This is a genomic window from Timaviella obliquedivisa GSE-PSE-MK23-08B (genome assembly GCA_019358855.1).
GTDB classification, from domain to species: Bacteria; Cyanobacteriota; Cyanobacteriia; order Elainellales; family Elainellaceae; genus Timaviella; species Timaviella obliquedivisa.
This window is the reverse complement of record JAHHII010000026.1, coordinates 16,351-27,232: the sequence shown is the minus strand read 5'-3', so window position 1 is coordinate 27,232 and position 10,882 is coordinate 16,351. Positions and strand designations below refer to the sequence as shown.

The window sequence follows — 10,882 nt, the reverse complement described above, 5'->3', positions numbered from 1 at the left end:
GCTTTGTCCAATTTGAAGGTCGAGTCTTCTTCTTGGGCGGAAGACTCTGAAGTAACAGAGGTTCAAAGATTTCCCATTCGGCATCGGTGAGGCTGCTGGAATATGTCATGGTCGCTAGATTAGACGGCTTCAAGCACCTTAAAGCAGGAGCTAGAAGATGTCAAATGGGTTCTATAAGCTGAATCCTCATCTAGAATGCATAAAATCGGATAAAATAGGAAGTATAATTCGTCTTCTAGAAAGCGATGCCAGTTTCTAAATTTCTGAGTTCCGTTCAACAAGATACCCTCCAAAATGCACTACGAGAGAGTGAGGATTCGCATCAACGACAGCGGGTATTGATGTTGCTATTGAGGAATGATGGCAAGACCTATGAAGAGATTATGGATTTCATTGGCTGTTCCTATCGGAGTGTCGCCTATTGGTGCGTCCATGGCAACCCCGATGATCTAGAGAGTCTCAAAGACGGACGAGCGCAAGGAAACTATCGAAAGGCAACGCCTGAGTACATCGAACAATTACTGCGGGTGGTTGAACAAACCCCGATGGAGTTGGGATATGAATTTGGACGATGGACGACTGCACGATTGGCAAAGCATTTAGAAGAGACCACCCAGATTAAGATGAGCAGTGTTCAAGTGGGGAGGATATTGGTGCAAAAAAAGTACGCATACCTCTGGGCAAAGTATAGCCTAGAGGAGAAGCAAGACCGTGAAAAGCGGGCAGCATTTAAGGAGAAATTAGAGCAAGCATTAGCGCGCTCAAAAGCCTCACCAGAGAGGCTTCAAATCTGGTTTTGGGATGAAAGTGGCTTCAGTTTGCGGGTGATTCGGCGAAAACAATGGGGCAAGAGAGGAAAACGAAAAGCGCTACTTGGGAAACGGAGTCGTGAACGAGTTAATATGATGGGTGGTCTGCGCTATAGTGACCGAAAACAAAAATGCTATTTTATTGAGCAAGGAAACGGGGATAGCTTCCTTGAGAGTATGGTTAATCTGAATCAGTATGTGATGCAGGAATGGGTAGAGAAGGGCAATCTTGAATGTGAGTTCCAGCAGAATGGAGCGAGGATTTTGATCGTCTTAGACAATGCGAGTTATCACCAGAAACAGGAGGTGATCCTTCAGATATCGTCTGAATGTCCAAATCTAGAACTTTGGTTTTTACCGCCCTATAGTCCAGATTACAACCTGATTGAATTAGTCTGGCATTCTTGCAAAGAATTCATTGCCCATCGATTATTTCAATCGGTCGGTGAATTAAGAGACTTACTCGACCGACTCATCAATCATGGAGAACTGAATATTCAGTGGAAGCGAAAGGTGAAGAATAAAGGAAATGCAATACTTGCAAGTTAAATGTTGATTAGCTTAGTTACTTGCAATTTAGATTGAATACTTCCGGTTTTAGAGGTACGGTCGTACGTATATTGATTTAAGAGTTTATTATTTGTGAGCTTAGCTTTTGTAAAAGTAAAGTTCCGTCCTCCATTGGGTACATAACTTGGGTGAGAGGAGTAATACTAACGACTGAATAAGTGTTGCTAATCGTTGTAAGTTCTTGTCTAGGATAGTTAGACGATCGATCGAACAGAAAATACTTCTACTCCTAGGTTGATTTAATCTCAAGGTAATTTTTGTATCATTCTGGCGATATCTCATAGCTGATTCTCATGGCTAATTGATGATATAAGATTGCGATCGCCTCGTTACCTTCTCCCGTTACCTTCTACGGAGTTAAATCATAGGATTTATGCGCGAAATTCCTACCGAGCGGACTATCGACAGTACAGTATTTCTGCTATCTGAGGGCTATCGATTCATCTCAAATCGATGTGAGCGATATCAGACTAATATTTTTCAAACGCGGATTTTGTTGAAGAAAACGATCTGTTTTAGGGGAGAAGCGGCAGCAAAAGTTTTTTACGACACCGAAAAATTTTTTCGTGAGAATGCTATGCCTAAACGAGTTCAAAAAACGCTAGTAGGCGAAGGTGGCGTACAAGGTTTGGATGGTGAAACCCACCGACAACGCAAACAAATCTTTATGTCATTGATGGCACCAGAACACAGGGCGCAGCTTGCTGAATTGACGCGCCAGGAGTGGCATAAAGCAGCCCAAGAATGGGAACAGCGCGATCGCGTGGTGCTTTTTGACGCAGCCAATGAGGTTTTTTGTCGGGCAGTGTGTGCTTGGTCAGGAGTGCCCTTGTTAGAGGCAGAAGTTAAGCAACGAACTCAAGATCTGGCTGCAATGATTGATGGGGCAGGCGGCATTGCTTTGAGGTATTTGCAGGGTAGACGAGGACGGGAGCAATCTGAAAAATGGATTGGGGGAATTATCAAGAAAATTCGGGCGCACGAGTTAGAAGTACCTGAAGATAGTGCTGCCTATGCGTTTGCTTCGCATCGGACACCAGAAGGCAACTTATTAGACCTGCATGGGGCTGTCGTAGATCTAATTAATATAATCCGCCCCGTTGTAGCGATCGCCCGATATGTTACGTTTGCAGCCTTAGCCTTACATGAATACCCAGAGTGTCGTCAGAAACTAAAAGATGAAGCCGACTATCGAGAGCTATTTACCCAAGAAGTCCGTCGCTTTTATCCATTTTTTCCCGCTATAGTAGCTCGCACACGCCATGCCTTTAATTGGCAGGAGTACTATTTTCCTGAAAAAGTTCAGGTATTGCTCGATTTGTATGGCACCAACCACGATCCTGCTCTATGGGAAAACCCAGAGGAATTTCGACCAGAGCGCTTTCGGCAGTGGAACGATAGCAGCTTTAATTTTATTCCACAAGGAGGAGGTGATTACTATACTAGCCATCGCTGTGCTGGAGAATGGATTACGATTGAGCTGATGAAAACGGCATTAGATTTCTTAGTTAATTCAGTTCACTATAACGTACCTGAACAAAATCTAGAAGTTAGCTTGTCGAGAATGCCAACCATGCCCAAAAGTCGCTTTATTATGAGCAATGTAAAACGCAGTTAGCTATAGCAGTTGGAATTTCTGTTTGAGAGATTTGTTGCAGATGAGGCAAATGCAGCATTGCTGAATCGAGGTATGGGTAGTGTTCTAGACCTGTGGAATGCCATCTTTACCCAGTCCCAGTTTGCAGGTGCAACGTATTTCTCTTTCTAGAAGATGCGATGATTCCACCGACTAATAATTCTAGTGAGCAAGGGATTCACATGAGTGTGGTGTTTCGCAAAGTGACACACGGCTTTCGTTCTGATTAGGGACGAGATTAATTTGTGGTCGTCCGTTCGGTAGTCAATACGGGTAAGCGACAAGGCTTGTCAGCTTTTGAAGCAATTTAGAAGGCTCTATCCCAGCATCTGTCTCTATTTGAACCGAGTTGAGCAATTACCAATTCCTTATCTTCATATCACTAACTACTTTCTCTTATTATATAAAAAAGCTCTCAAATCCACACTTGTGACTAACGATAGGTGACAGTAGTGGATATGATAGATAACGGGTTCAAAAGAACTATTCCTATGAGCAGAATTTCCTCAAATTTTCCCACTTGCTACTAGATTTTTCACCTTCATCTCATATAATACTTACATACGACTTACATACAACTTTACTTAATAGTTGTAAGACATTTATATCACCTTTGCGTTTATTGCCTGAACAAGATGTACCTAACTGGGATGCACGATTGTATACCAGATCTAGCAATATGTGTGACGAAGGCTTATAACTGCAAAACGAAGGTTCTCTCAGTTAAAAGTTAATACAAAGTAAATTGTTTGGTGGAGAAATAAACATGGCACTAATGAAAATGAATGACTACTATCCTGACCATACGAAAGACTTATTTGATGGACACGACATCACCAGTTTTTCAGTGTATGTGAACGATACAAATGACGATGATCGGGATAAAGTAGGCTCAGTCAAGGGTATGCTAGTCGATGAAGAAGATGGACAATTCCGTTATTTCATTATCGATACCGGGTTCTGGGTATTTGGGAAGGACATCTTGCTCCCTGTAGGCTTAGCGCGCCTAAACTATGATCAGAAAAGGCTTTATGTTTCTGGTTTGACTAAAGAGCAAGTGGAAAAATTGCCTGAGTTCAGTGATGACCTGAAGATTGATAATGATTATGAGGAGAGGGTTCGGTCATCCTACCGCCCTCTAGTTCCGCCCTCAGTTGTTTCTCAAGGTTTAATTAGTGTACCCTACAGCTATCAGCAAGAACCTTACCTCTACGCTCTCAATGATCCTAGGTTCCGTTCCTATGAGCAGCGGATGCGCGATCGCCGATCTGCATGAGCACTGCGTCTCTAAATATAACGTTCTTTTTTGAGGCTCGATCCTCGCTTTTACAACGAAAATAATTCGCCTATTTTATCTTTCTCCTAGAGGGATGTGTAACAAATTCAAGGAATTTAATTCCGGCAATAATCATAGGGAAAAACGTTGTTAAAACAATTTTAGAGAAGAGAGAACCAGAGAACGTAAAGAGATTGAAGAAGATTGAGAATACAGTTCGATTGTTAACGTCAGTGATGAATTGACCATTTAGGAGGTTACAGTAATGAAAGTTCAGAAATCTAAAAAGTACAGCTTCGGAAATTCTTCTGCTAAAAGCTGGGCAGTAAAAAGCACTATGGGTTTGGCGTTCGTTACAGCTTTATTAACGGGTTGCACGACTCCCACCCCTCAAGCCTCTACACCTCAAGCTCAAACCAACGTGACTACAGAAGATGTTGCTGAGAATACGAATCGGTACATCGGTCAGACTGTGACCATTAGAAGTGAACCGATCGAGAAAATTAGTCCTAGTACATTCACAATCGAGGATGAGCAATTCTTTGGCAGTAACCCAATTTTGGTTGTGAATGCCTCAGGGGAACCCTTTGTCTTCCCGGAAGATGGGGTGGATATTCAAGCTACGGGTCAAGTTCGCAATTTCGTGCTTGCAGATGTTGAACGCGAATTCACTTTGGGTCTAGACCCAGATCTTTATGTAGAATACGAGAACCAACCCGCAATCATCGCTCAGTCGCTTGCCGTTGCTCCAAAGCCTGGTGAATTGACTAGTGAGCCTGAGCAGTACTATGGTAAGCCTCTTGCGGTTACAGGTGAAGTTGGAGACATTCAGGGTGCAAACGCATTCACTTTAGATGAGGATCGTTTGTTTGGTGCAGAAGACTTGCTAGTCATTCGCGCAACCCCTACAACTGGGGCTTTGCCAGCAATTCGTGACGGTGAGAAAGTTGCAGTGACGGGTGTGTTGCGTCCTTTTGTTGTTGCTGATTTAGAGCGCGAATATGACTTCAACTGGGATACTGGCATTCAGCAGGTGTTAGAAGCTGAGTACAGCAATAAACCTGTGCTGGTTGCGGAAGAGGTCTATCCTTCAGCGATTCCAGACGGTGCAAAGTAATAAAGATTGAATGAGCAGTGAAAGGAGTTCGTGTAGTTGTAATGCATCATGCCAACTCCTTTCACATTATCATTTGTAAAATACCAGCTTGAAATTTTGAGACGTAACAGGACGGGCTGTATGAAAGGGGTGATCGCCTGAAAGCCCGCTTATTTTTAGCAGGATCAGAGCCAGGAGCGACCCCGGATGAACTATCAGCCTCAAGTTCAGACTTCATCTCAATTATCCTATCTAGATTCGCAGAATCAACAAATTCCCCCACCGCCACACGGGACAGAGCAATTAAATTGGCTGGGACCAGGCTTTATCTGGATGCTGTCTGCGGCAGGTTCTGGAGAACTCTTATTTACGCCGCGAATTGCTGCCCTTTATGGATATACTCTGCTATGGGCACTACTTGCAGCCGTTATTTTGAAATGGTTTATTAACCGCGAGGTTGGACGCTTTACCGTTTGCACAGGAGCAACAATTTTAGAAGGATTTAAACAACTACCTGGCTTTAAAAATTGGGCAGTTTGGCTAATTCTTGTTCCTCAGTTTGCTGTGGCAATTTCGACGGTTGCAGGGCTGGCAGGAGCAGCAGCAACAGCTTTAATTTTAGTGATAGGTGGAACTGTTCAACTCTGGACAATCATTATTATTTTAGTGACAGCGGCGATCGTGTTTTTGGGGCAGTACCATGTTGTCGAAAAGATTTCCTCACTGATAGGAATTGCCCGTACCCTTGCCATTGTTATCGCTGCACTCTTAGTCTTCCCTAATGTCCGAGAGTTAGCTTCTGGTCTAATACCACAGATTCCTCCGAATGCGCAGTACCAAGAAGTTTTGCCTTGGTTGGGGTTTATGTTAGCAGGTGCGGCTGGAATGATGTGGTACTCCTACTGGGTAGAGGCGCGGGGGTATGGAGCAACGGCGCTTCAGCAAGAAGAACCTCTTGATGTCAAACAGCTTGATTCGGAACAGCAGCAGCGATTGCAAGGCTGGGTTAAGTTAATGACTTTCTCCAATACGTTAGCGGTGATTGGAGCATTGCTGGCAGCATTGGCATTTTTAATTTTAGGTGCCCAGTTGTTGCGCCCGGAGGGAATAGTTCCTGAAGAAAATCAGGTAGCAGAAACATTAGGAACTTTGCTTGGAAACATCTGGGGTCCGTTTGGTTTTTGGTTCATGATTGCGATCGTATTTATTACTTTTTGTAGTACGACATTATCGGTGCAGGATGGCTTTGGACGGATGTTTGCTGATGGTACGCGAATTCTCCTGCAAGAGTTTGGCATCCGTGAGGGTCAGTGGACGAATGAGAAGTTTCTGCGGAAGTTTTACATTGTATTCTTGTTAGCGGTTTTACCGATCGCAGTTTATCTTTTTTTTGGTACACCTGTTGCTTTATTGCAGACTGCCGGGGCGATCGAAGCGGCACACATTCCCGTCGTGGCTGGACTGACGCTTTTCCTTAATTACCGGATGTTGCCAAAGAAACTGCGTCCTACAGGATTTTCTTTCTGGGGAACGTTGCTTGCAGGCTTATTCTTTGCTGTATTTGCATTTATTTATTTGTTGCAATTAACAGGAGTTCTAAGAGGTTCTGGAGGCGGCTGACGCATATTTTCCAAACAAATTTCCTTACGATCACTAGGCGCTGGTGATTGGACAGAACAATTATTAATTAAGAAATAACTAGTGATTGAACAATGAGTCATTTATGGAAACGAATTAAATATTTAGTGTTAGGTGTAGGAAGTTGCTTACTTGTGCTGCTAGCTTGGGGCTTGATCGAGCCTTATCTTCTCGATCGCAATGTTGTAGTTGCTGAAATTCCTGCTCTGCCCCAATCTTGGCAAGGAAACCAAATTGCTGTAGTGTCAGATTTCCAAGTCGGAATGTGGATGGCAAATATTAGCACCATTGAAAAGTCGATCGCTCGAATTGTTGCCGATCGCCCTGCTGCTGCGTTAATCGCGGGAGATTTTGTTTACAAGCCAGGAAAAAATTTAACACCGGAGCTTAATCAAATTATTGAATTGGTGCGCCCATTGACTGCTGCACAAATTCCTACCTACGCGGTATTGGGAAATCATGATTATGAAATGACAAAACTTGCTGATCCTGATGCAGCCGCTATCCAACGAGCCGAGCAAATTCAGCAAGCATTAGAAGCGATCGGTATTCCTGTATTGAAAAATGAGGCGGTTATTCTGCCACAGACGGGGCAATCTTCTGAAAATGAGAGCCTTTACCTAGTGGGCATTGGAGCTTATTTTCCTAAACAATCCGAGCCACTTAAGGCGATCGCTCAGGTTCCCAATAATGCTGCCCGCTTCGTTTTGATGCACAATCCCGCTTCCTTTGGTGCCCTTCCTGCAAACACAGCCCCAGTTGCAGTGGCAGGGCATACTCATGGCGGACAGGTTCGTATTCCCTTTATGCCAGAGTGGTCATGGATGACGTTTGTGGAGGATAAATCAAGCTGGTCATGGCTCTCCGAAATCAAAGGTGATACCGTACGGGTATCCGGTTGGATTCCGGGCTACGGCAATCCTGAAAATCGATTGTATATCAATCGTGGCATTGGTTTTAGTCATCTCCCCATTCGCTTTAACTGCTCTCCCGAACTAACTGTGTTTACACTGCAAGCAAAATCGTAGCTCACAAAATCAATCACACTTCTCAATTACATCTCTAAAGTAATTCCTATGACCCGCCCCGATCTTGAACAATCTGCACGACAAGCAGCAGCCCATCCTTGGGTAGACATCTTGCCCGATTTGGCTATGCTGCAAAAGGCATCGCTTACTTTATTGTTGGTCTATTGGCGGCACAAGCAGCTTTTACTACAGGAGGCAGAAAAACTGGTACAAGTGGTGCATTAACAACTATTTTGAGTCAGCCTTTCGGAAAGTTTCTGCTGGTTTTAGTGGCGATCGGCTTAATGGGTTACGTTCTTTGGTGCGTTGTTAAAACTGTGTTTGATCCAGAGCATTCTGCTAAAAAAATGAGTGTAAAGCGGGTGGGGCAACGTCTTGGCTATGCCTTTAGTGCGATCGCCTATACCGGATTAGCGTTAACAGCAGTGAAGCTCATTATGGATATTGATAGGAGTGATATTAATGCAACCCAATTTTGGACAAGCCGACTTATGGCTTAACCCTTTGGGCGGTGGATGGTTGGAGCCGTAGGGTTAATGGTGATTGCAGTGGGAATTTTTTATCTCTACGAAGCTTATCAAGCTAAATTTCAACGCCATTTTGAGCAACATCAAATGACTCAGACAGAACGCAAATGGGCAAAATGGATTGGGCAATTTGGAATTGCCGCTCGCGGGATTATGTTTGACATCATTGGGCTATTTTTGGTGTTAGCTGCTCTTCATGCAAATGCCAGTGAAGCGAAAGGATTAGACGGTGTGTTAACGGTTTTATCACAGCAGATGTTTGGTCGTTGGCTCTTGGGCACCGTCTCCCTCGGATTAATCTCTTACAGTATTTATTTATTAATTGAAGCTCGCTATCGACGAATTATCCAGCCTCATGAGTGACAAACGGATTTGGGAAACTGAGGAGAAGAGAATGAAACCCTGCACTAATCAAGTATTGGTTCAGGTCGTCATTAGCGCGATCGCGTTGCTGTCATGCTTTTTAGTGGGTGTGATGGCTTTCTATCCAACTAGTGCAATTGCGCAGCCCCAAAACATTATTCCCTTTCCAACATCCCCTCCTGAGCCTCCAGTCGATCCTAGCGAAACTCAACCCAATCCAGGACTTAATGATCCACAGGAATTAGAAGCATTTCTCGATTCATTTTTGCCTCAAGAGATGGAACAGGAGCACGCTTTAGGGGGTGTAGTTTCGGCTGTTAAGGATAGTAAACTCTTTTTTGTCAAAGGGTATGGCTTCGCTGATCCAGACCAGAAAATACCTATAGATGGCGATCGCACTTTATTTCGGGTTGCCTCTATTTCCAAATTATTTACTCATACAGCGATCATGCAGTTCTATGAACGGGGATTGCTAGATCTTAAAGCTGATATTAATTCATATCTACAAGCATTCAAAATCCAGAGTTTCTATAAGGAACCAATTGATGCTGCCAATTTAATGACTCAAACCGAGGGCACGAGTCAGCGCTTGCTTGGCATTCTTGCTCCTACTGCCACAGAGATGACTCCCTTAGAACAATTATATCCCCGATCGTATGCCTCCGTTCACCTTGCCTCCAGGAGAGATTTATAGTTATTCCAGTATGGGAGTTACTTTAGGCGGGTAAGCTGACTATCATCTAGAATACATAAAGCTGGGTAAAATAGGGACTAGAAGATAATCGAATTAAACCGATGCCAGTTCCTAAATTTCTCAGTCCGCTCCAACAAGAAAACCTCCAAAATGCTCTTCGAGAGAGCGAGGATGCTCATCAACGACAGCGGATTTTGATGTTGCTGCTGAGAAATGATGGCAAGACCTATGAAGAAATCGTGGATTTTATTGGATGTTCTTACCGCAGCGTCGCTCATTGGTGCGTTTGCGGGAATCCCGATGATTTAGAGAGCTTCAAAGACCAACGCTCAAAAGGCAATTATCGCAAGGCGACAGATGCCTATATTGAACAATTGCTGGTGGTGGTCGAGCAATCACCGAGCGAGTTAGGGTATGAATTTGGGCGCTGGTCAACGGCTCGATTAGCCTTACATTTAGAAAAGGAAACTCAAATTAAGCTCAGCAGTGTCCAAGTGGGGAGAATCTTACGCCAAAAAAAGTACGGTTACCTCTGGGCAAAGTACAGCCTAGAGGAGAAGCAAGATCCTGAGAAACGGCGAACATTTAAGGCGCAGTTAGAGGCGGAATTGGCGGCGACAGAATCGTCTTCGGAGCAACTCCAGGTCTGGTTTTGGGATGAAAGTGGATTTAGCTTGCGAGTGATTCGCCGGAAACAATGGGGAAAGCAAGGGAAACGAAAGCAACTACCTGGAAAGCGGAGTCGAGGACGAGTCAATGTGATGGGTGGACTACGCTACCATGACCGTCATCAACAATGCTATTTCATCGAGCAAGGTAACGGAGATAGTTTCTATGAGAATATGTTCAAGCTGAACCAGTTTGTCAAGCAAGAATGGATTGGGAAGGGCAATGTTGAAATCGAGTTTGAGCAAAGTGAGATGCGAGTTGTAATCATTCTAGACAATGCAAGTTACCACAAAAAGCAGGAAGTGATGGCTCGGCTATCTGAGGAATGCCCCAATCTAGAATTGTGGTTTTTGCCCCCTTACAGCCCAGATTACAACCTGATTGAGTTGGTCTGGCACTTTTGTAAGGAGTTTATCGCGCATCGATTATTCCAATCGGTGGAAGAATTGAGAGAGCTACTGGATCGACTCCTGAATCAAGGAGAACTAAAGATTAAGTGGCAACGAAAAGTGAAGAACAAAGGAAATGGGCTACTTGCAAGTTAAATGTTGAGTAGCTTATCTTTCAATGTACGTT

General features: G+C 44.0%; 9 protein-coding genes and 2 pseudogenes. All 11 read left to right on the top strand.

Going from position 1 to position 10,882, the window contains the following annotated elements; all coding sequences use genetic code 11:
• Positions 1-245 precede the first annotated feature (245 nt).
• Positions 246-1,358, top strand: a complete 1,113-nt coding sequence (locus KME11_22865; protein MBW4518051.1) for an IS630 family transposase — start codon at positions 246-248, stop codon at positions 1,356-1,358.
• A 394-nt stretch (positions 1,359-1,752) separates the two neighbouring features.
• The gene (locus KME11_22860) at positions 1,753-2,997 is read left to right on the top strand and encodes a cytochrome P450 (protein ID MBW4518050.1); all 1,245 of its coding nucleotides are present in this window, start codon (positions 1,753-1,755) and stop codon (positions 2,995-2,997) included.
• A gap of 9 nt (positions 2,998-3,006) precedes the next feature.
• The gene (locus KME11_22855) at positions 3,007-3,147 is read left to right on the top strand and encodes a hypothetical protein (protein MBW4518049.1); all 141 of its coding nucleotides are present in this window, start codon (positions 3,007-3,009) and stop codon (positions 3,145-3,147) included.
• Positions 3,129-3,326: pseudogene (locus KME11_22850) on the top strand (transposase). Before KME11_22855 ends, KME11_22850 begins: the two are co-directional and overlap by 19 nt.
• Positions 3,327-3,781: 455 nt before the next feature.
• Positions 3,782-4,291: a PRC-barrel domain-containing protein gene (locus KME11_22845; protein MBW4518048.1), complete on the top strand. Its 510-nt coding sequence runs from the start codon at positions 3,782-3,784 to the stop codon at positions 4,289-4,291.
• Positions 4,292-4,556: 265 nt separating this feature from the next.
• Positions 4,557-5,408, top strand: a complete 852-nt coding sequence (locus KME11_22840; GenBank protein ID MBW4518047.1) for a hypothetical protein — start codon at positions 4,557-4,559, stop codon at positions 5,406-5,408.
• 186 nt (positions 5,409-5,594) lie between these two features.
• Positions 5,595-7,007, top strand: a complete 1,413-nt coding sequence (locus KME11_22835) for an Nramp family divalent metal transporter (GenBank protein ID MBW4518046.1) — start codon at positions 5,595-5,597, stop codon at positions 7,005-7,007.
• Between the two features lie 92 nt (positions 7,008-7,099).
• Positions 7,100-8,053 carry a metallophosphoesterase gene (locus KME11_22830; GenBank protein ID MBW4518045.1) on the top strand — a complete coding sequence of 318 codons (954 nt, stop codon included), beginning with the start codon at positions 7,100-7,102 and terminating at the stop codon, positions 8,051-8,053.
• A 71-nt stretch (positions 8,054-8,124) separates the two neighbouring features.
• Positions 8,125-8,943: pseudogene (locus tag KME11_22825) on the top strand (DUF1206 domain-containing protein).
• 31 nt (positions 8,944-8,974) lie between these two features.
• A complete protein-coding gene (locus KME11_22820) occupies positions 8,975-9,637 on the top strand; it encodes a beta-lactamase family protein (GenBank protein MBW4518044.1) in 663 nt (220 codons plus the stop codon).
• Positions 9,638-9,738: 101 nt separating this feature from the next.
• Positions 9,739-10,851 (top strand): IS630 family transposase, encoded by a 1,113-nt coding sequence (locus KME11_22815; GenBank protein MBW4518043.1) that lies wholly within the window; start codon positions 9,739-9,741, stop codon positions 10,849-10,851.
• The last annotated feature ends 31 nt before the right edge of the window (positions 10,852-10,882 follow it).